This window comes from Gordonia westfalica, from assembly GCF_900105725.1.
Taxonomy (GTDB): domain Bacteria; phylum Actinomycetota; class Actinomycetes; order Mycobacteriales; family Mycobacteriaceae; genus Gordonia; species Gordonia westfalica.
In genome coordinates, this window is sequence record NZ_FNLM01000034.1 from 1,874,061 (window position 1) to 1,895,400 (window position 21,340).

A 21,340-nucleotide genomic window follows, 5' to 3' on the forward strand; every position below is an offset into this window, starting at 1 on the left:
CCCATCGCCAACAGCAGGAGGCCCCTGCCGGAATCATCCGGCAGGGGCCTCCTGCTGTTCGGACATCACCAGATGTCGTGCGGGAGTTCCCATGCCGTGAGTTCGCGGCCGAGGAGGTCCCGGAGCACGGCGTCGGAGGAGAAGGCCTCGTCATCGAGGCCGAGGACGGTGAACGACACCTGCTCGGCGGTTCGGAGCAGCCACGACTGCACGCCGTCGCCGAATCGGTGACCGGCCGCGGGGTCGACGCCCTGCGTCATGCCGCGCAGCACCATCCGGCGCGCCGTTCGGCCGCCGACGACGGTGGACTCCGGCGTCACGTCGCCGATGTTGGAGATCACCGCGTCGGGCATACCCTTGCCTGCGCCGCCGCCCACGAGCTTGATCAGCACGGACGGCGGGAGGAACCAGGCCAGCGGGCGCAGGTAGATGTGGGGCGCGCGACGCCCTTCGGACAGTCGCACGAATGCCGCCTTGCAGGCGGCCCGGACCCCGGTGAGGTCACCGCCGGGGACCGGCTCGTCGGCGAGGAACACCGAGACGCCCGCGATCGCGTTGGTCCTGGTGTCCTCTTCTCCCTCGCGCCGATCCACCGGGACGCCGACCTTGATCGGGGTTCCCAGCGGTGAGCGCCCGCTGGACCGCAGGAGTCCGCTCACGACCGCGATGAAGAGGGTGTTGGAGGTGCCGCCGTGCTCGGCCGCGACGCGGTCCCACTCGCCGGCGGGAATCGACGCGGTCGCCCAGGTGAACTTCGCCGCCGGGGACCGCTCGGCGAGCGGGGGACGCTCGGGACGCGGGTCCGGTTCCAGCCCCGAGGCCTTGCGGCTCTCGGCCGCTGCCCGGAAGACCCCGGCGACGACGGCGCCGGCCTGCGCGAATGCATCAACGGTGTCGGCGAGCCGCTGACGACGGCCGGATGCCGGCGCACCGGCCTTCGGCGTCGAGATCCGCTCGGCCGCGACCGCGGTGGGTACGCCGGCCGCACCGGCGGCCTCGGCGGCCGCGGCGACCATGCCCCGTCCGTCGGTGACGACGTGCAGGGCACACAGCGACAACACCGTGCCGCCGGATTCGGTGGGTGTGGAGCGCAGACGCCAGCAGCGGCCACCTTCGGCGTCGAGGGGGACCGTCGACATCTCCGCGGTCGCCCAGGCGTCGATGCCGGCATCGGGAACGGGACGGGAGTCCACGGTCAGGCCGGGGGCGTCGGGTGCCGGGACCCAGCGGGGACGCGAGCCGTACACGGTGGACGGCACCAGCATCCGGTGCATGCGTCCGCGGGCGAGCGCCGCGTTCATCGCGGTCAGCGCCTCGAGGGAGACCTCGTCGTCGAAGATCCAGACCACCTGCAGGACCACCGACCAGCCGAGGGCCGGGGTGGCGAACCAGAACGGCGCGTCGTCGGTGGCCAGTCTCCCGTTCCGGTCGTCATCCGTGCCCGGCCGTGACAAGAGCACCATTCGTCCACCTCACTGCGATCGACCTCGCGGTCGACGCCATCGCCCCGACTGTCCCCGTGGAGAGTCTAGGACGCGGAGGCGGCGACCGCGGGAAGGGCTGCGGTGATCAGACCCAGGAGTTCCTCGCGGGTCACCGTCGGTGTCGTGAGCCAGCGGATCGTCGTCTCCTCGACGAACGCGATCCACCCGTGCACGCTCAGCACGACCGTCGGCGTGACCTCGACACCGAAAGCGGGCGCGTGATCGAGAACGCGGGCGACCATCACCTCCCGGGTGCGATCGAAGACGTCACGCATCGCCGGGTCCGAGCTCGACGCCCCACGGATCAGTGCCGTGTACGCGGAACGGTTCTCGCTGACGAAGTCGACGAACGCCGCCATCGACGCGGTCAGGATGGAGATCGGGTCGCCGAGGGACTCGTCCGGTTCGGTGCAGGCCAGCATCCGATCGGCCTGGGCCTGGGCGATCGCGACGTGATAGTCCTGCTTCGAGGCGAAGTAATGGAACAGCAGAGCCCTCGACACCCCGGCCGCGTCGGCGATGGCGTCGATGGTGATCTCCTCGAGGGGTCGGTCCCGCACCATCTCCAGACCGAACTCGAGGAGCTGGTCGCGACGGGCCTCCGGACTCATCCGGGTGCGCTTGGATGCGGTTCGCTTGTCCTCGATCACCGGCGCGGCTGCCGTCCCTCTACTGGTCACCCGGCCAGACTACTCCTATTGAGTCTTGTTCAATAACTATTGACACGTGTTCAGTATCACCCCTATGGTGACACCATGACAACGAACGATGTAGAGATCGCCATCATCGGGGCCGGCTTCTCGGGGCTTGGTGCCGCCATCCGGATGAGGCAGAACGGCTTCGACGACTTCGTCCTCCTCGATCGTGGTCGCGACTTCGGCGGCACGTGGCGCGACAACACCTATCCCGGCGCCGCCTGTGACGTGCCGTCGCAGCTGTACTCGTACTCGTTCGCGAAGAACCCCACCTGGTCGCGCTCGTACTCGCACCAGCCGGAGATCCACGCGTACATCAACGACGTCGCGGCCCGCCACGACATCGCCGCACGGTCGCGCTTCGGCACCGAGGTCACCAACGCCGCCTGGGACGAGGACGAGGCTCGCTGGATCATCGACACCGAACGCGACGGCACCACCGAACAGGTCCGCGCCCGGGTCCTGATCGGCGGCGTCGGCCCGCTCTGCGAGCCGAACCTCCCCGACATCGAGGGCATCGATTCCTTCGAGGGCAAGATCGTCCACTCGGCCCGCTGGGACAACGACCACGACTTCAGCGGACAGCGCGTCGCGGTCATCGGCACCGGCGCCTCGGCCATCCAGCTGGTCCCGGAGCTCGCCAAGGTCACCTCACGTCTCGACGTCTACCAGCGCACCGCGCCGTGGATCGTGCCCCGGACCGAGCGCGCCTACAGCAAGGTCGAGCACTGGGCCTACAAGAACGTGCCGGGTTACCAGTCGGCGGTCCGCGGCGGGATCTACGCCGCCAACGAGGTCATCGCCTTCGGCCTGACCTACTCCCCCACGGCCCTCAAGCCCGTCGAACTGCTCTGCCGCGCCAACATCCTGCGCGGCATCGGCCGCGACGCCGAGTTGCGTCGCAAGGCCACCCCGACCTTCCAGGTGGGCTGCAAGCGCATCCTGCGGTCCAACGACTGGTATCCCGCCCTGGCCCGACCCAACGTCGACCTCGTCACCGACGGGATCGAGCGCATCACCGCGAACGGCGTCGTCGCCAAGGACGGCACGACCCGCGAGGTCGACGTCATCGTCGTCGCCACCGGCTTCCACGTCACCGACTCCCCGGTCTTCGGCAAGATCGTCGGCAAGGACCGACGCAGCCTGGCCGACGTCTGGGCCGAGATCGGCATGCAGGGCTACAAGGGCTCGTTCGTGCACGGCTTCCCGAACATGATGCTGATGGTCGGACCGTCGACCGGACTCGGCCACACGTCGATGGTGTACATGATCGAGTCGCAGCTCAACTACCTCGTCGACTACCTCAAAACCGTTCGGGCGCAGGGAATCAACCGCACCGAGGTGAAGCTCTCGGCGCAGCAGGAGTTCAACGCGGGCATCCAGCACAAGCTGCGCAACAGCGTGTGGGTCAACGGCGGCTGCGCCTCCTGGTACAAGGACGCCAACGGCAACATCACCACGCTGTGGCCCGGGTTCACGTTCGCCTTCCGCAACACCACCCGACGATTCGACATCGCCGCATACGATGTCAGCCGCGGCGCACGACGCCCGGCGGTCGCAGCTCCCGGACAGGACGCGTCGGCAGCCGACCAGCCCGCAGCCGTCAACGCCTGAGACCCGGCCCACCGAGGAAGATTCGAGGAGAACTCATGAAGGACTTTCGCGACAAGGTCGTGGTGATCACCGGTGCCGGTTCGGGCATGGGCCGCGACATCGCCGTCAAACTCGCCCGGCAGGGCGCCCGCCTCGCCATCTCCGACGTCACGCCCGACGGCCTGGCGGAGACCGAGCGTCTCGTGAAAGCGGCCGGCGCAGAGGTGCATTCGCAACTGCTCAACGTCGCCGAGCGGGAGGCCGTGCTGACCTACGCCGACACCGTCAAGGATCACTTCGGCGTGGTCAACGTGGTCTTCAACAACGCCGGCATCGCGCATCACGGCGAGATCGAACGCACCGAGTTCAAGGACATCGAGCGCGTCATGGACGTCGACTACTGGGGAGTCGTCAACGGCACCAAGGCGTTCCTCCCCCACGTCATCGCCTCCGGCGACGGCCACATCGTCAACACCTCGTCGCTGTTCGGCCTGCTCGCCGAACCCGGTCAGGCCGCGTACAACTCGGCGAAGTTCGCCGTCCGCGGGTTCACCGAGGCGCTGCGCCAGGAGATGATCATCGCCAAGCACCCGGTCGAGGTGACCTGTGTGCACCCGGGCGGTATCAAGACCGCGATCGCCCGCAACGCGACCGTGTCCGGCGATCACGACCAGAAGTCCACCGCGGACTTCTTCGACCGCTATCTCGCCAGGATGACCAGTGAGGACGCCGCCGACGTGATCATCGCGGGCGTACGAAAGAACAAGGCGCGCATCCTCGTCGGCGCCGACGCCAAGATCCTCGACCTCGCGGTGCGCATCGTCGCGTCGAAGTACCAGTGGGTCTCGGCGAAGGCCACCGGCTGGGCGCTGTCGAAGGCCAAGTAGCTGCTACAGGCCGTGCTCGGCCAGCCACTCCAGCGCGACATCACGCGGATCACTGCCGGTCTCGACCTCGCCCGCCATCGTGGCGAGGTCGGCCGTGGTGATCTCGCCGGCGACCTTGTTCACGGTCTTCACCTGGTCACGGTTCAGCGCGGCCGACCGGAAGACGGGCACCAGCACCTCGGCGCGCGGTCCGGACTGTTCGGCGGGTGGGCCGTCCGAGGGGTTGTCGGCGGTGTCGCCGCCACCGGACGAATTGCGTAGTGCCTGAACGTCGGACGACGCCCCCTCGGCGTCCTCCCCCGCGATGTCGAGCGGTGTGAGGAGGCCGACCGCGGTCCCCTCCGCCGCGCGATGGAGCGCCTGGTCGGTGGTGTCGACCGTTTCCACCGCCCCCAGACGGCACCCCGCCGACGTGAACGCGTCGAGTGTCGCCGGATCGGGGTCGGCGGTGGCGACCACCGGGAGTCCCGGCGGGAGGAGCCCGCAGTCGTCGAGACCGGTGGCCCCGACGCTGCCGGCGAGGGTCGTCGACACGAAGATCTGCGGCGCGCCGGAGACCGGGGTCTCGTCCCCCACCGAAACACCCTGCGGCAGCGATCGGTTCAGTTCGACGTAGACGTCCTCGGCGCCGACCGCGGTCGACGACGGGGCCAGCATCGTCAGCAGATCCCCGGTGAAGGCCGGGAAGAGGTCCAGTGCCGCGCGATCCATCTCGCCGAGCAGCACCGCGTCGTCGCCGCGGAGCTGATCGGCGGACACGACGGAACCCGCATTGCGCAGGGCACCCGCGTACACCTCGGCCATCACCCGCATCGCCGCGTCGTCCGACGAGCCGATCACGATGCCGCGCGGCGGCGACCCGGCTTCGTCGCCGCACCCGGCGAGGACGACGGCCAGTGCCACGATCAGCCCGGTGACCACCAGGAGACGCTTACGGACGAGACGTTTACGCACGCTGCCACCGTATCTGCTGTGTGCCCCGTATCTGCTGTGTGCCTCCGCGGTCAGACACCCTCGGCGACGAATCCCATGATCGAGTTCGCGATGAGCTGCACAGCGATCGCGGCGAGCAACAGACCCGCGATCTTGGCCAGCAGGGTGATCCCGCCGACGCCCAGCACGCGGATCAGGACGGTCGAGTAGCGCAGCACCAGCATCACCACGATGTGCACGCTGATGATGGCCGCGGCGATGGCCAGATACCCCGCGGCTTCCCCCTCGACACTGCTGACCTGCACGATGACCGCGGCGATGGCGCCCGGCCCCGCCAGCAGCGGGGTTCCCAGCGGCACGAGTGCCACGTTGACGTCGTCGGATGCCTTCGGATTGGCGGCGTTGCCCAGGCCGGTGAGCAACTGCAGCGCCACCAGCAGCAAGAGCAGCCCGCCCGCACCCTGCAGGGCCGGGATGCCGATGTGCAGATAGTTCAGGATGGCCTTGCCGCCGATCGCGAACACGCTGATCACCAGCAGGCTGACCAGCGGCGCCTGCAAGGCGGCGCGGCGCCGGTACTCGGGTGAGCGCTGCCCGACGAGACTCAGGAACAACGGGATCTGTCCGGGCGGGTCCATGATGACGATGAGCGTGATCAACGTGGTCGTGTACACGGTGACGTCGAAAGGCACGCCGAGATCCTACTGGGAAAGACGGCCGTGCCCCCGCGGGTACCATCGGCGAACGTGGCGACGATCCCCAGGTCCGGCCCGCGCGGCCTGCCGCCGCGCCGGGAGGCGCAGCCGTCGCCGAAGAAGGTCCCGGTCCCCGCGGCACGGGCCGTCGTCGACTGTGCCGTCTACGTCAACGGTCACCGCCAGCCGGGGCGCATCAGCTATCGCGACGCGCTGGCCCAGGTCCGCGCGTCGGGTGAGGGTTTCGTGTGGGTCGGGTTGCACTCGCCCGACGACTCTCAGATGACCGATGTGGGCACGACGTTCGGTCTGCACGAACTGGTCGTCGAGGACGCGGTTCACGCACATCAGCGTCCGAAGCTCGAGGTGTACGACGACACCCAGTTCCTGGTGCTGCGGACCGTGCAGTACGTCGAACACGAGTCGATGGCGAAGGCCAGTGAGGTCGTCGAGACCGGCGAGATCATGGTGTTCGCCGGACCCGACTTCGTCCTGACGGTGCGCCACGGCGAGCACACCGAGTTGTCGGGGCTGCGGCGGAGTCTCGAGAGCCGGCCCGAGCGGCTCGCGCTCGGTCCGACGGCCGTGCTGCACGCGGTGGCCGACAAGGTCGTCGACAGCTACCTCGCGGTCACCGAACGCATGGACGTCGACATCGTGGCCATCGAGGAGTCGGTGTTCAGCCGGCAGAAGCGGTGGCTCGACATCGACCCGGTGTATCTGCTGCGGCGGGAGGTCCTCGAGCTCCGACGCGCCGTCACCCCGCTGTCGGCGCCGCTGCAGAGCCTCACCGCCGGCGGTAACCCGTTGGTCCCCAAAGAGATCCGTCGGCACCTCCGCGACGTCGCCGACCATCTCACCACCGTGATCGAACGCGTGCTGGAATACGACGAACTGCTGAACTCGCTGCTGCAGGCCGGTGCCGCGAAGGTGGGAATCCAGCAGTCCACCGACATGCGGAAGATCTCCGCGTGGGTCGCGATCGCCGCGGTGCCCACGATGATCGCCGGGATCTACGGCATGAACTTCGACCACATGCCCGAGCTGCACCAGACCTGGGGTTATCCCGTCGTCCTCGGCGTCCTGGTCGCGGTGTGCTGCGCGCTGTTCGTGGTGTTCCGGCGCAGCCACTGGCTGTGAGGCGATTGCCCGATCGCCGCGTCGGGTAGTCGGTGGGCATGAGCACCACCGAGACAGACGACACCGTGAAGGCCCTGTTCGAACGGGCCGGACGCACCTACGCCGACGAGGCCGGGATCACGCTGAAGGACACGCCGGCCCCACTGTTCGAGCTCCTGGTCCTGTCGCTCCTGCTGAGCACTCGGATCTCCGCCGACATCGCGGTCGCCGCGGCCCGCGAACTGTTCGCCTCCGGCTTTCGCACCCCGGAGAAGATGGCCGGGGCGTCGTGGCAGAGCCTCGTCGACGCGCTGGGCCGCGGGCACTACAAGCGCTACGACGAGAGCACGGCGACGCGCCTCGGCGAGGCCGGGCAGAAGGTGGTCGACGACTATCACGGGGATCTCCGCGGACTCGCCGAGAAGGCCGGCTCCGACCCGGACGAGGCCTCGACGCTGTTGCAGGAGTTCACCGGCATCGGCCCGGTCGGCGCGGACATCTTCCTGCGCGAGGTGCAGTCCGTGTGGGGTTGGGTCACACCGCATTTCGACAAGCGAGCGCTGTCGGCGGCGAAGGAACTCGGCCTCCCCGACGACCCGGCGCGTCTCGCCGATCTCGCCGACGGCAGGCCCGAGGCCCTCGCCGCGGCCCTGGTGCGGGTCTCACTCGACAAGGACCTGCTCGACGAGCTCAGGGCCGGGTAGCGCGGGCCTATCCTGGGAGGGCGGCGACGGACGTCCAGGTTTGAGGCGCGCCGTCGTCGGGCAATCGAGGACGGCCGCGCGTCCACTGCGGACCACGAACGGGAGGAGTACTGGTGTCAGCTGAGGCGATTGCAACCGATCCGACGACGGACGGGGTCTTTCGCGGGCCGACGCTGCCCAGTGCCCGCGGTCCGCTCTCCCGGACGGTGATCGACCTGCTCCGCGGCGATCCCGACGCAGCGCGGCCCGGCAGGGTCGGCGCGGCGCTGCAGGACCCAGACCTGGTCACCCCAGACCTGTTCACCACAGACCTGTTCACCACAGACCTGTTCTCCACCGACCCGTACGGCGACGACCTGCAGTTGGCGCTGTATCTCTGCTACGAGATGCACTACGTCGGATTCGCCGATGCCGACGCCGCCTGGGAGTGGCAGCCGGAGCTGCTGTCCCTGCGCGCCGGTCTCGAACGACGCTTCCTGGACGCGCTGCACCGAGACGTGCCCGCGGCGACCGCCGACGACACCGCCGAGTCCGAGATGGACGAACTCTGCATCGAGAACCCCGACGGCGACGGCGCGTCGTACCACCTGCGCGACAACGGCACGTGGGAGCAGTTCCGGCAGCTGTTCGCGCTGCGGTCGCTGTACCACCTCAAGGAGGCCGATCCGCACGCGTGGGCCATCCCGCGGCTGCGCGGCCACGCCAAAGCCGCTTATGTGGCAGTCGAATTCGACGAGTTCGGCGGCGGTCGCGGTGACGCGGTCCATCAGGAACTCTTCGCCGACCTGCTGCGTGCGTCCGATCTCTCGGCCGACTACCTCGGCTACCTCGACACCGTCCCCGGCGTCGCGCTGACCCCGGTGAACCTCATGTCGCTCTTCGGATTGCACCGCCGGTACCGCGGCGCCGCGGTCGGCCATCTCGCGGCCACCGAGATCACCTCACCACCCGGATCCCAGCGGCTCCTGGCCGGACTCTCACGACTCGACGCCCCCGAGGCGTGCCGGCACTTCTACCGCGAACACGTCGAGGCCGACGCGGTCCACGAGCAGATCCTGCGCACCGACGTCGTCGGCGACCTCGTCCGCTCCGCGCCGGACACCGAGGCCGACGTGATCTTCGGTATCCGCGCCTTCCTGTTCGTCGAGGACGCGCTCGACGCGCACGTGATGGGCGCGTGGGAGCGCGGCGAGAGCGCCTTCCCCGGGATCTGAGAGTTCCCGGGCGGGTCGGTCGCCGGTGGGGTCAGTCGGCCGTACGCTTGCGGCGCTTGCGGTGGCTGGTGTCGCACAGCGGGTAGTTCTTGCTGCGGCCGCACGCACAGACCGCGACCATGAACCGGTCGGACTGCACATGGGAACCGTCGGGGAGTTCGATGTCGACCGGGCCCTCGACGAGCACCGGTCCCCCACGAACCACCCGCACCGCCGTGCGTTTGCTGTCCTGTGTGCCGGTCACCGAAACGTCCTCCAGGGTCACGCCGACTTCTCCGTGTCAGCGGTGTGACGCTCGGACGACTCCCCGTCGAGCTCGTCAGCAGGCGCGACGGCGGCGATCCCGACCAGACGCTCGACGCGGCATCCGCATTCGAGCAGTCCGCGTTCCTCGAGCCATTCGGCGCGGGCGGTCATGACCGGACCGAACGAAATGTACCGCTCGGCGACGATCTCGGCGGTCAATCCGCCGGCCCGGAGGCTGCGGAGAGATGCCTCTTCGTCGGCGAATTCGGAGTGCACCAGCAGGAACGCCCCGCCGGGACGCAGGAGCGTCGGGACGTGCGCGCACAGCAGGTCCAGCACCGCACGACCGTCGAGGCCCGCGTCCCAGGCATGCGACGGCCCGGCCGGGTGGTATCGGGGGTCGGAGACCGGCGGCGTCGGCACGTAGGGCGGGTTGCAGGTCACGACGTCGTACTTCCCCACGTGGCGGGTCAGATCGCCGTGTTCGACCCGGACGGACACCCCCGCCGATCTCGCGGCCCGACGCGCATACGCGACGGCATCGGCGGATGCGTCGACCGCGGTCACCTCCGCCGCACCTCGGCGAGCAGCGGCGACAGCGATCGCCCCACTGCCGGTGCACAGGTCGAGGACGCGTTTGCCGTCCACGCCTTGTGCACGTACCAGGCCGATGAGGAGTTCGGTGTCCTGCTGCGGCAGATAGACCTCGCCGACCGTGCTGGTGGCGACCCCGGAAAGGGCGTCAGGGACTCGCGCCGAGGCGAGCGATGCGGATGTCAGCGTCACCAGAGGATCGTTCCCTCGGGCGGTGCTCGCGAAACCTCAGCCGGGGGTGGCCGACGCCCGATTCGGTTCGGTGACGTCGATTCCGGCCTCGCGCCAGGCGTCACGCAGGGCGTCCGCCCCCTTGAGACGCACCCAGGCCGCCTCGTTCGCGGTGATCGGCACCGCGCGGAGCAGACGGACGGGGTCCATCGGGTCGGGCAGCTCGACCTCGCCCAGGTCGTCAGAGGTGAGCAGCACCGCCGTACAGGTGGCACCGTCCCAGAGCGGTTCACCCAGATCGACGAGGGCATCGGCGTCGAGGATCAGTCCTTCCACCGCGGGTGCGGCGGCCAGCGTCGCCAGTCGCTTGTGCAGGCCCGGGAGCGGCGACCCCGCCCGCATACGCACCACCAGCTCGGCCCGGGGCCCGCGCACCGGGTCGGCGTGGAGGTCGGTCGGGTCGGTCATCGGATGGCGCGCGCACCCGGAGGTGACGTACACCAGCTCACCGGGGCCGGAATCGTCGAGCACGAACCGCAGCACATCGATCGGCTCCACGCCGAGGAACGTCACCGACGCCCGCTGCGGTTCGGCGCCGAGCCGCTCCCTGAGATGTCTCCCGACGAGGTCGGTCACCGCTTCAGTCACGTCCGACAGGCTACCGAGAAGACTGCGACCGATTTGAGCCCTCGTCTAGCCTGGAGCAATGGTCCGGGTTCTGGCGGTCGCCGACGAGGTGGTGGACTCTCTCACCTTCGGCGTCGGCATCGAGGGGCGCCCCGACCTCATCCTCGGGGCGGGCGACCTCCCCTTCGACTATCTCGAGATCCTCTCCTCGCTGTGCGACGCACCGTGTGTCTACGTGCCCGGCAACCACGACCGTGAGCTCCGCGGCTACCACCGCGGACGCACCGGCTGGACGCGTGCGGGTCTCCCCACCGAGGACCCGGGTCCGCGCGGCGGGATCAACGCCGACGGGCGCACGGTGACGGTCGCCGGCCTGCGGATCAGCGGTCTCGGCGGCAGCCGCTGCTACAACGGCGGGACCAACCAGTACACCGACACCCAGCAACGTCTGCGGTCGATGCGTCTGCGCTGCGCGAGCGTGCTGTCGAGGTCCGTCAGCACCGACATCCTCCTCACCCACAGCCCCGCACGCGGCGTCGGCGACGGCGACGACACCCCGCACCGGGGCTTCGACTGCTTCCACCCGCTCGTGCGCTCGTTGCGCCCGACGCTGCTGGTGCACGGCCACGTCCATCCCTACGGCAGCCGGCCGCGTGATCTCCCGATCGGCGAGGCGACGACGTCGATGAACGTCGTGGGCTTCTGCCAGTTCGACATCGATCCCGCGACCAGGAAGGTCGAGATCGTGAGGCGCAGACATGGCGCGTGACACCGGATTCCCCGACGCCGACGCCGGATACGACTTCGCGAGGCTACGCCGCCAGGCCGAACGTGCCCGTCTCGCACAGTGGTTCACGCGCCAGCCGGCGGATGTCAACACCATCCTGCCCTTCGACGAGGTGGTCGCGGCGCTCGGCGCCACGGGCAAGACCGTCCTCGGACTCCAGGTCGTCGAGGTGTCCTCGATCGTCGGAAGTGTCGACCGCACCAAGGATTTCGACCGCTACTTCCGCCCCACCTCGTCGCGGCTGCGGGAGCGGTGGCAGCGAATCGCGGCCGCGCAACGTCGCGGTGAGTCGGTGCCGCCGGTCCAGCTCTACCGGGTCGGCTCGATGCACTTCGTGATCGACGGCCACCACCGCGTGTCGATCGCCATCGCGCGCGGCCTGACCACCATCGACGCCTATGTGACCGAGATCCACACGCGTATCTCGCCGGAGGGCATCAACGCACCGTCGGACCTGATCCTCAAGGATCACCGCCGGCTGTTCCTGTCGCGGGTGCCGCTCGAGGGCTCACAGGCCGAGGCCATCACCCTGACCGACCCGTTCGACTACGCCGAGCTCGCAGAGAACGTGGAGGCGTGGGGTTTTCGGCTCTCCCAGGAGGTCGGTGAGTTCCTGAGCCGCACCGAGGTCGCCCGGCGCTGGTTCGGTGAGGAGTTCCTGCCCGTCGTCCGCATGGCCCGGCGCGCAGGTATCCGCGACGACCTGACCAGCGACGCGGAACTGTACATGTGGGTGGCCTGCGAACGATATCGCCTGGTGCGCAGGCACATCTGGGACGAGAAGGTCTTCGACGAACTGCGCAACCACTCCCTCCGTAGACGGCGGTAGTGGTCGCGCAGCGAGTCGAGGACCGGAATCAGCGGCGGCGCAGCGATTCTCCCGAACTCTGATCGAAGACCGCCACCTTCGACGCGTCGTAGAACAACTCGTCGGTCGAACCGCGGGTCACCTTCGAGTCCGGCGACAGGCGGGCGATCAGCTGATTGCCGCCGAGGTCGGCGCCGGAATCGGCGGACAGTTCGGCGAGCGCATCGCTCGACGCCCGGTTCGATCCGTTGCCGATGCCGAAGTAGGCGTAGATGTCCGAGCCCATCGATTCCAGGACGTCGATGTTCGCGGTGAACGTCGCGCCGTGCCGGCGTGTGGTGTCGTCGACCAGGGATGCGTCCTCGAGATGTTCGGGGCGGATGCCGATGAGAACCTCACCGCTGCTCCCGACGTCACCGGCCCGTGACACCACGGCGCGATGGTCGTCGAGGGCGATCGTGCCGATCGCGGTCTCGATGCCATCCGTACCGAGGCGACCCGACAGGAAGTTCATCGCCGGCGAACCGATGAATCCGGCGACGAAGACGTTGGTCGGGTTGTTGTAGAGCTCCTGGGGCGTACCGATCTGCTGGACGTGACCGCCACGCAGGACGACGACCCGGTCGCCGAGGGTCATCGCCTCGGTCTGGTCGTGCGTCACGTACACGGTGGTGGTGCCCAGACGCTGCTGCAGCTGCGCGATCTCGGTCCGCATCTGCACGCGCAGCTTGGCGTCGAGGTTCGACAGCGGCTCGTCCATGAGGAATGCTTTGGGCGAGCGCACGATCGCGCGGCCCATCGCCACACGCTGGCGCTGACCGCCGGACAGGTTGGCCGGCTTGCGGTCGAGGTACTGGCCGAGATCGAGGATGCGCGCGGCCTCGTCGACCTTGGCGGCGATCTCGTCCTTCGACAGCTTCTGCAGCGTCAGGGGGAAGGCGATGTTCTCGCGCACCGACATGTGCGGATAGAGCGCATAGCTCTGGAACACCATCGCGATGTCGCGGTCCTTGGGTGCGCGCTCGTTGACGCGTTCCCCGCCGATCCGCAGTTCACCCGAGGAGATGTCCTCGAGGCCCGCGATCATGTTGAGCGTCGTCGACTTCCCGCAACCGGACGGGCCGACGAGGATCACGAACTCGCCGTCGGCGATCTCGATGTCCACTCCGTGGACCGCCGTGGAGCCGTCCGGGTACTGCTTGGTGACCTTGTCCAGAACGATGTCTGCCATGGGTTATCCCTTCACGGCGCCGGAAGTCAGACCGGCCACGATTCGACGTTGGAAGAACAGCACGAAGATGATGATGGGGATGGTGATGACGACGGCGGCCGCCGAGATCGAACCGGTCGGTTCCTCGAACTGCGAGCTGCCGGTGAAGTTCGCGATGGCCACCGGTGCGGTGATCGCTCGTTCGGTGGAGGTCAGCGACAGCGCGAGGAGCAGGTCGTTCCAGGCGAAGATGAACACCAGGATCGCCGCGGTCACCACGCCCGGCGCCGCCAGCGGTGCGATGACCTTCCGGAACGCCTGCCACGGGGTGGCGCCGTCCATCTTGGCCGCCTTCTCGAGCTCCCAGGGGATCTCGCGGAAGAACGCCGACAGCGTGTAGATCGCCAGCGGCAGCGCGAAGGTGATGTACGGCAGGATCAGGCCGGGCCAGGTGTCGAAGAGTCCCAACCGTCGCTCGATGTTGAACAGCGGTGTCACCAGCGAGATCTGCGGGAACATCGCGATCAGCAGGGCCGCGCCGATGAGGAGCTTCTTGCCGGGGAACTCCAGGCGTGCAACGGCGTAGGCGGCCATCGTGCCCAGGGCCACCGCGATGAGCGTCGTGATCAGGCCGATGCCGATCGAGTTGATCAACGCCGAGGTGAAGGCGCTGGTGTCGAAGATCGACTTGTAGTTCTCGAGGGTGAACTCACTCGGCCAGAACTTGCCGTCGGTCACGCTCGATGCCGGCTTGAAGGACAGGCTGATGATCCACAGCAGCGGAATGAGTGCATACAGGATCACCAGGATGTTGGCGATCGACCACCACGCCTTGGATTTGCCGCTCGAATTCACCGGATTACCTCCCCTCGTCGTCGGAACCCGGTGCGGCGGTGCCGAACCCCTTGATGAACACGAACGCGATGATCGCCACGCAGACGAAGATCAGGATCGAGATCGCCGATCCGACACCCAGATTGAATGCGCCGAAAAGGTTGTCATAGCCCAGCATCGACACCGAATAGGTGTTGTTGGACCCGCTGGTGAGCACGTAGATGTTGTCGAACACGCGGAACGCGTCGAGCGTACGGAACAGCAGGGCGACGAGGATCGCGGGCTTCATCAGCGGAAGGATGATGCGCCACAGGCGAGTCCACGCTCCCGCGCCGTCGACCTGGGCGGCCTTCAGCAGATCGTCGGGCACCAGCGCGAGACCCGCCAGCAACAGCAGCGCCATGAACGGCGTGGTCTTCCAGACCTCGGCCAGGACGATGATCGCCAGCGACGGCCACTGCTCGGTGAGCGGCGCGCTGCCGTCGGGCAGCAGGTTCGCCAGGTAGCCGGTGCCCGGGGTCCAGGCGTAGTACCAGGAGAACGCCGCGGCCACGGTCACGATGCCGTACGGGATCAGGACCACGGTGCGGATCGTGCCGCGTCCGAAGATGGTGCGGTGCATGACGAGTGCGATGGCCATGCCGAGGACGAGCTCGATGAGCACCGACACCACGGTGATGCCCACCGTGACACCGAACGCCGTCCACCAGTAGTTGTCGGTCAGCACCGTCGCGTAGTTGGCGAACCACACGAACTCACGCTCGCCTGGAGCCGACAGGCTCATCTTGTTCAGCGAGAGCCAGACCGCGTAGATGATCGGATACCCGGTCACCAGCAGCATCATCAGCGCGGCCGGCGCGACGAGCCAGAACGCGAGACGCCGCTCGGCCGTCTTGCCCTCGCTGCGCTTGCGCTTCGTCGGCGCCACATCGTCGCGCGGTCGTTCGGCGACGGCGGTGGCGGCCGCCGAAGACGGTGCCGGTGCGGCGAATCCGGGATTCGATCCGGGCGCGCCGGAACCGGACGAGGTCGAGGCCTCGTGCCGCCCTCCGGGCGGCGCCTTCCACAGCTTGTCGGAGTGCACCGGCGGGCTGTCGCCCACGATCGGGATCGGGCCGGTCTGCGCCGGCGCGTCGTCGGGCAGCGCGTGACGGCCCGGACGGAACACGGACTCGTCGGCGGAGTCGTCCCCGGGTGTCTGTTCGTCGGTCACGGAACCAACCCTTCCCCGTCGATTGCCTTCTGGACGGCCTCGGCGAGCTCGTCCACCAGTGTCTCCGGATCCCACGCCCCGACCGGGCTCAGCTTTGCCTGCAGCAGTGTCGAGATCGCCTGGTAGTCAGGCGATTTCGGGCGGACCGCGGCATGCTCGGGCTGGAGTTGGCGCTTGATCTCCTCCGCCATCGGGTAGGCGAGGCGGAAATCGGGGTCGTCGTAGATGGATTCGATGACCGGGGGCGGACCCGCGTTGAGCGAGAATTCCTTCTGCGAGGCCTCACTGGTGATGCACTGGGCCGCCCGGTAGGCCAGGTCCTGCTGCTGGGACGTGCTGGCGACCGCGATGTTGATACCGCCGAGGGTCGTCTTGGTGGGCAACCCCTCGAAACCCGGGTACGGGGCGAAGTCGAAGACCTTCTGCATCTCCCGGTTGAGCGGGATCACGTCCCGGTCGGACGGCGGATTCGCGCTGTCGGCATACAGGTTCGCGTACTGGGTGAGGTCCAGGAACGGCACGGCTCCCGCCACCGCGTTCTCACGCATACCGGGGAACACGAAGGGCCAGTTGACCTCATAGAGGGCCTTGCCGCTCTCCATGCCCAGACGCGCGGCGCCCTCGTCGGAGTTGGTCAGCGACGGATCGGCGCCCGGGGCGGTGGCGACCGCCTTGAGCGTCCGGAGGGCGCGGACCGTGGCCGCGCGATGCTCCGGGGTGTCGTTGAGCGTGACCTTGTCCGGGTTCTCGGGGTCGACGACCTGGCCGCCGGCGCTGACGAGCACCGAGTTGAACCAGACCATCAGGCCCTCATATTGCCTGCCCTGCACCATGATGTAGGTCGGTCCGCCGTTGCGGCCGCTGACCAGCGCATCCTCGAGCATTCCGTCCCAGGTCGATGCGGGGCGACGGCGGTCGACCTTGTCCCGCAGGGCATCCTTGCGGTACCAGAGCAACTGGGTGTTGGTGGAGAACGGAATCGCGTACAGGCGTTCGTTCTCGTCCTCGTCCGTCTTCCACACCGCGGTGTCGAGCGGGCCGCCGAGGGAGCGCGCGGAGATCTCCGCGGCCATCGCGTCGGGCACCGGGACCATCCAGCCCGCGTCGGCGAACTCCGCGGTCCACACCACGTCCATGCCCATGAGGTCGAGTCCGGAGTCGTTGCCTGCGAGGCGACGGGCCAGCTGCAGGCGCTGATCGTCAGCACCCTTGGGCAGCGGCGTCGTGACGACCTTGTAGGCACCGTCGGAGTCGGCCGAACACTTGTCACCGATCGCCGCGAAGGTGTCCGCACCGTCGGCGGGCGGGTAGAAATTCAGTACGCCCGCTTCATATCCCGAGCCGCACGCCGACAGCACGGGGAGTGCCGCAGCCGCGGCGACCGCCGCCGCGAGGACCTTTCGCCTTACGCGACTTGTGGTTCGATCACTGCTGACCCTGCTCCGCACGCAGCCTCCTCGATGTCGTACGCGGCGCAGCACCCCAGGTGCTCCGCCGTGAGCGTCCGAGGAGCAACGCTATACGTCACGATTCGTGACATGCAACACATTCGGCATGGGCGTGCCATTCCCCCGTCGATTGTGATCGCCCCGTGTCCGGCGACCGCACGGCCTCACATCGTCAGGCGGGCGAGCATGTCACGCGCTTTCTCTGCGCTTTTGGGATCGCAGAGGACGTCGTAGCGGCCGGCGACCAACTGCATCGTCGACGCGAAGTCGCGCTGACCGCGGGTCGCGGCGTACGGGATCGTCGCGGAGATCACACCGAAGACCATGCCGCCCACGAGACCTACGAGGATCGGCCCGAGCGGGGAACCGGAGAAGACGAGTGCGACCAGACAGCCGAAGAAGAAGCCGAGCCAGGCGCCCGACACGAGACCGCCGCCGATGACCTTGCCCCACGTGAGGCGTCCGATGACGCGCTCGACCTGCATGAGGTCGACGCCCACGATCGTGACGTCCTGAACCGTGAAGTTCTCGTCGGACAGATAGTCCACTGCACGCTGCGCCTCGGCGTAGGTGCTGTACGAGCCGATCGGCCAGCCCTTGGGCGGCGTCGGCAAGCCCGGGGTCTCCCGGCTCGGGCGCATGGGATTCGTCATTTCGGAACCTCCCTCGTGGAAGAAAATCGTCGGACACCGCGGCTGATCGAGACTCGCCGGCGGCGTTCGCCGAACCGTTGGCACTACCCTTACTCCCATGTCGTCGGTGAGCAAGGTGTTCGTGGCCAGATTAGTCGGGTTGGCCGTCCTTGGTCCCGATGGAGAATCCATCGGGCGGGTCCGCGACGTGGTGATCTCGATCCGATTGTCGGGCCAGCAACCGCGAGCGCTCGGCCTCGCCGTCGAATTGACCACCCGCCGAAGGATTTTCGTTCCCATGCTGCGTGTGACCGGGATCGAACCGCAGGCGGTGACCCTCAACACCGGCACAGTGAGCCTGCGCAAGCTCGTTCTCCGTCCGGGTGAGGCCCTGGCGATCGGCCAGATCCTCGACACCCGGGTCCGGGTCACCGACCCCGACCTCCCGGAGCTCGCCGACGCCGACGTGACCGTCGTCGATCTCGGTATCGAACGCACCCGCACCCGGGACTGGGTCGTGTCGCGGGTCGCCGTCCGCGCGGGTCGTCGCGGCCTGCGCCGGCGCCATGAGACCCATGTCGTGGAATGGTCCAGCGTCCAGGGCATCACGCAATCCGCCCTCAACCTCCCGGGGCAGGGCGTCGCGCAGGCGCTGATGCAGTTCGAGGGGATGCGCGCGGCCGACGTGGCCAACGCGCTACGCGAGTTGCCGCCGAAGCGACGCGGCGAGATCGCCTCCGCGCTCGAGGACGAGCGGCTCGCCGACGTGCTCCAGGAGCTGCCGTCCGACGATCAGAAGGCGATGCTCACCGCTCTGGGTCGCGACCGGGCCGTCACGATCCTCGAGGAGATGGACCCCGACGACGCCGCCGACCTCCTCGGCGAGCTCCCCGACACCGAGGCCGAGGCACTGCTCGAGGAGATGGACCCGGAGGAATCCGAACCGGTCCGCCGTCTGCTGCTGCACTCCCCGGACACCGCCGGTGGTGTGATGACCTCCGAGCCGATCATCGTCACCGCGTCGACGACGATCGCCGAGGCACTCGCGCGTGTCCGCAACCCCGACCTCACCCCCGCCGCCGCGAGCATCATCTTCGTGGTGCGCCCACCGACCGCGACACCGACCGGCAAGTACCTCGGCTGCGTGCATCTGCAGGCGTTGCTCCGCGAACCCCCGGCCCACCTCGTCGGCGGCATCCTGGACACCGACCTCGTGCAGCTGCACCCGAGGACTCCCTGGAGACGATGACCCGCTACTTCGCGACCTACAACCTCGTCTGCGGCCCGGTGGTCGACGAGGCCGGCCACCTGCTCGGCGCGGTCAGCGTCGACGATCTCCTCGACGAGATCCTGCCGCGCGACTGGCGCGAGACCGAACCCGAGGACGTCGACAACCCGGCCGGCGGCAACGCTCAGGTGCGGCTCCGATGAGCGAACAGGGCGGACGCAAACTCGACACCCCCAGCACCCGGCGCACCATCTCGTTCAATCTCGATTCCGACGTGGTCGGGATGTACAGCGAACGTGTCGCCAGGTTCCTGGGCACCGGGCGGTACCTGCTGATCCAGACCGTCATCGTGATCGTGTGGATCGCGCTGAACCTGGTGGCGGTGACGATCAGGTGGGACCCCTATCCGTTCATCCTGCTCAACCTCGCGTTCTCCACGCAGGCGGCCTATGCCGCGCCGCTGATCCTGCTCGCCCAGAACCGCCAGGAGAACCGGGACCGCGTCGCGCTCGAGGAGGATCGGATGCGGTCGGCCCAGACCAAGGCCGACACCGAGTTCCTCGCCCGTGAGTTGGCTGCCGTCCGCCTCGCCGTCGGCGACACGGTCACGCGCGACTACCTGCGCAAGGAACTCGACGACCTGCTCGACGAGCTGGTGGAGCGCCTCCGCGTACGCGGCGAGGACCCTTCGGACGACGCGGCAGGCGACGCCAGGTCCCGCTGACGCACTCCTGCGACCGCTCGACATCAGTCCGTTATGTCACTCCAGTAACTTCCTTCCCATGAGTTTGCCGCCGTAACTTTTCGCGTCGACGCGACGAAGTCAGTGACGACGAGCAAATGCGGAGTTCGCCATTGGGTCATCAGACCCAATATGTATGGTGGGTCACAGTTCGGCCGGAACCCGGTGTCGGTCACGACGCCAGAAGCGGTCGGGTGCATCCGCTCTCGGCTCCAAGCCGTGCGGCCGGAGCGGGCAATCACTGCGTCCTCGGGGGCAGACGTGTGGTGTTTTGACAACGGAGTACATGTGATCGAGAAATCGGTGCGGACGGATCGCCGGAGTGGTGGCCGATGAGTCCGCTGAACCTGATGCGGCGCCGTCGCGGGCCGCAGCGTCCCCTGCACTTCCCGCGCCGGGCCGCGACGATCGTCGTCGGTGGCGCACTCGTCGGCACCATGGTGCTGGGCACCGCCTCCTCGAGCGCGCACGGCGTGCTCGCCGCATCGACCCCCGAGCCGGAGGCCCCGGTCGTCGTCGCCGACGTCGTGCCGGGTTCGCCCGTCACGCTCCTCGGCTTCGCACCCCCGCCGGAGAAGCCGGCCGCCGTACTGCCCGCGCCGCAGTTCCGGCTCGCGAACGACCTCCCCTCCGGCCCACTCGGCATCCCCGGCGTGGTCCTGCAGGCCTACAAGCTCGCGGCCAACCGGGTCGGCGCCGAGAGCCCCCAGTGCAAGTTGCCGTGGTTCCTGCTCGCCGGCATCGGCCGCATCGAGTCCAATCACGCGAGCAACGGCTCGGTCGACCAGTACGGCACCACGATCAACCCGATCGCGGGGCCCGTGCTCGACGGCTCGCTGGCCGGCAACGCGGTGATCAAGGACACCGACGGTGGCCGCATCGACGGCGATTCCGCACACGACCGGGCCATGGGACCGATGCAGTTCATCCCCAGCACCTGGGCGTCCTGGGGCTCCGACGCCAACGGTGACGGCAAGTCCGACCCCAACAACATTTTCGACGCCACCTATTCGGCCGGCCGCTACCTGTGCGCCGGGGTCAGCGACATCATGGCCGAGGGCACCCGCGTCGCGGCGGTGCTCCGGTACAACCGCTCGATGGAGTACGTGGCGAACGTCCTCGGCTGGGCGGGCGCCTACGCCACCGGCGTGATGCCGACCAACCCGATCCCGGAAATGAAGCGCAAGGCGTCGAGTTCGTCGAGCAAGAGCAAGTCGAGTTCCTCCTCCTCGTCCACACCGCCGTCGGGTCCGTCGTCCTCGTCGCCATCGGTCCGCAAGCCCGCACCGCCGCCGCAGAACTGCTTCATCGTCTGCCTGCCGACGATCACCCTGCCCGGCCAGGCGCCGCCGCCCAAGAAGCAGGCTCCGGTCACCGAGAAAGCCCCGCCGGGACCGGCGACGACACCGGTGCCCATCCGCTGATCCGGCTCCTCACCGCCGACCCCGGGACCACCACCGAGGTCCGCCGGAGGCG

General features: G+C 68.4%; 21 protein-coding genes and 1 pseudogene. 10 read left to right on the forward strand and 12 right to left on the reverse strand.

The window, feature by feature from the left end; genetic code table 11:
* Window positions 1-65: 65 nt before the first annotated feature.
* The gene (locus BLU62_RS13900) at window positions 66-1,463 is read right to left on the reverse strand and encodes a hypothetical protein (RefSeq protein ID WP_074850102.1); all 1,398 of its coding nucleotides are present in this window, start codon (window positions 1,461-1,463) and stop codon (window positions 66-68) included.
* Window positions 1,464-1,528: 65 nt separating this feature from the next.
* A complete protein-coding gene (locus BLU62_RS13905) occupies window positions 1,529-2,164 on the reverse strand; it encodes a TetR/AcrR family transcriptional regulator (protein ID WP_074850103.1) in 636 nt (211 codons plus the stop codon).
* Between the two features lie 75 nt (window positions 2,165-2,239).
* Between BLU62_RS13905 and BLU62_RS13910 the strand changes: the two genes are divergently transcribed.
* Window positions 2,240-3,793 (forward strand): flavin-containing monooxygenase, encoded by a 1,554-nt coding sequence (locus tag BLU62_RS13910; protein WP_074850104.1) that lies wholly within the window; start codon window positions 2,240-2,242, stop codon window positions 3,791-3,793.
* Window positions 3,794-3,828: 35 nt separating this feature from the next.
* A complete protein-coding gene (locus tag BLU62_RS13915; protein ID WP_074850105.1) occupies window positions 3,829-4,659 on the forward strand; it encodes an SDR family NAD(P)-dependent oxidoreductase in 831 nt (276 codons plus the stop codon).
* A 3-nt stretch (window positions 4,660-4,662) separates the two neighbouring features.
* On the opposite strand, the gene BLU62_RS13920 is transcribed toward BLU62_RS13915, so the two are convergent.
* Together BLU62_RS13920 and BLU62_RS13925 are read right to left on the reverse strand one after the other, a co-directional pair.
* A complete protein-coding gene (locus BLU62_RS13920) occupies window positions 4,663-5,613 on the reverse strand; it encodes a type 2 periplasmic-binding domain-containing protein (protein ID WP_074850106.1) in 951 nt (316 codons plus the stop codon).
* 50 nt (window positions 5,614-5,663) lie between these two features.
* Window positions 5,664-6,284 (reverse strand): MarC family protein, encoded by a 621-nt coding sequence (locus tag BLU62_RS13925; protein ID WP_074850107.1) that lies wholly within the window; start codon window positions 6,282-6,284, stop codon window positions 5,664-5,666.
* 54 nt (window positions 6,285-6,338) lie between these two features.
* Here BLU62_RS13925 and BLU62_RS13930 point away from each other — a divergent pair, with 54 nt between their 5' ends.
* The 3 genes from BLU62_RS13930 (at window position 6,339) to BLU62_RS13940 (ending at window position 9,324) form a co-directional block, all read left to right on the forward strand.
* Complete coding sequence (locus tag BLU62_RS13930; RefSeq protein ID WP_074852899.1) at window positions 6,339-7,427, forward strand: magnesium and cobalt transport protein CorA; 1,089 nt, start codon at window positions 6,339-6,341, stop codon at window positions 7,425-7,427.
* 38 nt (window positions 7,428-7,465) lie between these two features.
* A complete protein-coding gene (locus BLU62_RS13935; protein WP_074850108.1) occupies window positions 7,466-8,110 on the forward strand; it encodes an HhH-GDP family DNA glycosylase in 645 nt (214 codons plus the stop codon).
* A 113-nt stretch (window positions 8,111-8,223) separates the two neighbouring features.
* Window positions 8,224-9,324: an iron-containing redox enzyme family protein gene (locus BLU62_RS13940; protein ID WP_074850109.1), complete on the forward strand. Its 1,101-nt coding sequence runs from the start codon at window positions 8,224-8,226 to the stop codon at window positions 9,322-9,324.
* Between the two features lie 31 nt (window positions 9,325-9,355).
* On the opposite strand, the gene BLU62_RS13945 is transcribed toward BLU62_RS13940, so the two are convergent.
* Genes BLU62_RS13945 through BLU62_RS13955 form a run of 3 tightly spaced genes read right to left on the reverse strand, consistent with a single transcriptional unit; the run spans window position 9,356 to window position 10,983 of the window.
* Window positions 9,356-9,568, reverse strand: coding sequence for a CDGSH iron-sulfur domain-containing protein (locus BLU62_RS13945; RefSeq protein ID WP_074852900.1), 213 nt, complete (start codon window positions 9,566-9,568; stop codon window positions 9,356-9,358).
* 17 nt (window positions 9,569-9,585) lie between these two features.
* On the reverse strand, window positions 9,586-10,356 hold the full coding sequence (locus BLU62_RS13950; RefSeq protein ID WP_074850110.1) for a HemK2/MTQ2 family protein methyltransferase: 771 nt from the start codon (window positions 10,354-10,356) through the stop codon (window positions 9,586-9,588).
* Window positions 10,357-10,392: 36 nt separating this feature from the next.
* Complete coding sequence (locus tag BLU62_RS13955; protein WP_074850111.1) at window positions 10,393-10,983, reverse strand: suppressor of fused domain protein; 591 nt, start codon at window positions 10,981-10,983, stop codon at window positions 10,393-10,395.
* Between the two features lie 58 nt (window positions 10,984-11,041).
* Between BLU62_RS13955 and BLU62_RS13960 the strand changes: the two genes are divergently transcribed.
* Window positions 11,042-11,731, forward strand: coding sequence for a metallophosphoesterase family protein (locus tag BLU62_RS13960; protein WP_074850112.1), 690 nt, complete (start codon window positions 11,042-11,044; stop codon window positions 11,729-11,731).
* Entirely contained in the window at window positions 11,721-12,578 is an 858-nt protein-coding gene (locus BLU62_RS13965; protein WP_074850113.1) for a ParB N-terminal domain-containing protein, read from the forward strand. Before BLU62_RS13960 ends, BLU62_RS13965 begins: the two co-directional genes overlap by 11 nt.
* A gap of 28 nt (window positions 12,579-12,606) precedes the next feature.
* On the opposite strand, the gene BLU62_RS13970 is transcribed toward BLU62_RS13965, so the two are convergent.
* The 5 genes from BLU62_RS13970 to BLU62_RS13990 all read right to left on the reverse strand — a co-directional run bounded on the left by BLU62_RS13970 (window position 12,607) and on the right by BLU62_RS13990 (window position 17,915).
* The gene (locus BLU62_RS13970) at window positions 12,607-13,788 is read right to left on the reverse strand and encodes an ABC transporter ATP-binding protein (RefSeq protein ID WP_074850114.1); all 1,182 of its coding nucleotides are present in this window, start codon (window positions 13,786-13,788) and stop codon (window positions 12,607-12,609) included.
* Window positions 13,789-13,791: 3 nt separating this feature from the next.
* A complete protein-coding gene (locus BLU62_RS13975) occupies window positions 13,792-14,622 on the reverse strand; it encodes a carbohydrate ABC transporter permease (protein WP_074850115.1) in 831 nt (276 codons plus the stop codon).
* Between the two features lie 4 nt (window positions 14,623-14,626).
* Window positions 14,627-15,814, reverse strand: coding sequence for a carbohydrate ABC transporter permease (locus tag BLU62_RS13980; protein ID WP_074850116.1), 1,188 nt, complete (start codon window positions 15,812-15,814; stop codon window positions 14,627-14,629).
* The gene (locus BLU62_RS13985; protein ID WP_208863632.1) at window positions 15,811-17,262 is read right to left on the reverse strand and encodes an extracellular solute-binding protein; all 1,452 of its coding nucleotides are present in this window, start codon (window positions 17,260-17,262) and stop codon (window positions 15,811-15,813) included. The genes BLU62_RS13980 and BLU62_RS13985 overlap by 4 nt, the downstream gene beginning before the upstream one ends.
* A 164-nt stretch (window positions 17,263-17,426) precedes the next feature.
* A complete protein-coding gene (locus tag BLU62_RS13990) occupies window positions 17,427-17,915 on the reverse strand; it encodes a YflT domain-containing protein (RefSeq protein WP_074850118.1) in 489 nt (162 codons plus the stop codon).
* A gap of 97 nt (window positions 17,916-18,012) precedes the next feature.
* On the opposite strand from BLU62_RS13990, the pseudogene BLU62_RS13995 reads away from it, so the two are divergent.
* The 3 genes and pseudogenes from BLU62_RS13995 to BLU62_RS14005 all read left to right on the forward strand — a co-directional run bounded on the left by BLU62_RS13995 (window position 18,013) and on the right by BLU62_RS14005 (window position 21,288).
* A pseudogene (locus BLU62_RS13995) lies at window positions 18,013-19,325 on the forward strand (magnesium transporter MgtE N-terminal domain-containing protein).
* Window positions 19,322-19,846: a DUF1003 domain-containing protein gene (locus BLU62_RS14000; protein WP_074850119.1), complete on the forward strand. Its 525-nt coding sequence runs from the start codon at window positions 19,322-19,324 to the stop codon at window positions 19,844-19,846. Before BLU62_RS13995 ends, BLU62_RS14000 begins: the two are co-directional and overlap by 4 nt.
* A 350-nt stretch (window positions 19,847-20,196) precedes the next feature.
* Window positions 20,197-21,288, forward strand: coding sequence for a lytic transglycosylase domain-containing protein (locus BLU62_RS14005; RefSeq protein ID WP_074850120.1), 1,092 nt, complete (start codon window positions 20,197-20,199; stop codon window positions 21,286-21,288).
* Window positions 21,289-21,340 lie beyond the last annotated feature (52 nt).

What these genes read in the sequence shown, in the direction of transcription:
- BLU62_RS13900 (WP_074850102.1), bottom strand. Translation starts at nt 1,463, where the DNA reads ATGGTGCTCTTGTCACGGCCGGGCACGGATGACGACCGGAACGGGAGA.
- BLU62_RS13910 (WP_074850104.1), top strand. Translation starts at nt 2,240, where the DNA reads ATGACAACGAACGATGTAGAGATCGCCATCATCGGGGCCGGCTTCTCG.
- BLU62_RS13915 (WP_074850105.1), top strand. Translation starts at nt 3,829, where the DNA reads ATGAAGGACTTTCGCGACAAGGTCGTGGTGATCACCGGTGCCGGTTCG.
- BLU62_RS13935 (WP_074850108.1), top strand. Translation starts at nt 7,466, where the DNA reads ATGAGCACCACCGAGACAGACGACACCGTGAAGGCCCTGTTCGAACGG.
- BLU62_RS13960 (WP_074850112.1), top strand. Translation starts at nt 11,042, where the DNA reads ATGGTCCGGGTTCTGGCGGTCGCCGACGAGGTGGTGGACTCTCTCACC.
- BLU62_RS13965 (WP_074850113.1), top strand. Translation starts at nt 11,721, where the DNA reads ATGGCGCGTGACACCGGATTCCCCGACGCCGACGCCGGATACGACTTC.
- BLU62_RS13970 (WP_074850114.1), bottom strand. Translation starts at nt 13,788, where the DNA reads ATGGCAGACATCGTTCTGGACAAGGTCACCAAGCAGTACCCGGACGGC.
- BLU62_RS13990 (WP_074850118.1), bottom strand. Translation starts at nt 17,915, where the DNA reads ATGACGAATCCCATGCGCCCGAGCCGGGAGACCCCGGGCTTGCCGACG.
- BLU62_RS14000 (WP_074850119.1), top strand. Translation starts at nt 19,322, where the DNA reads ATGAGCGAACAGGGCGGACGCAAACTCGACACCCCCAGCACCCGGCGC.
- BLU62_RS14005 (WP_074850120.1), top strand. Translation starts at nt 20,197, where the DNA reads ATGAGTCCGCTGAACCTGATGCGGCGCCGTCGCGGGCCGCAGCGTCCC.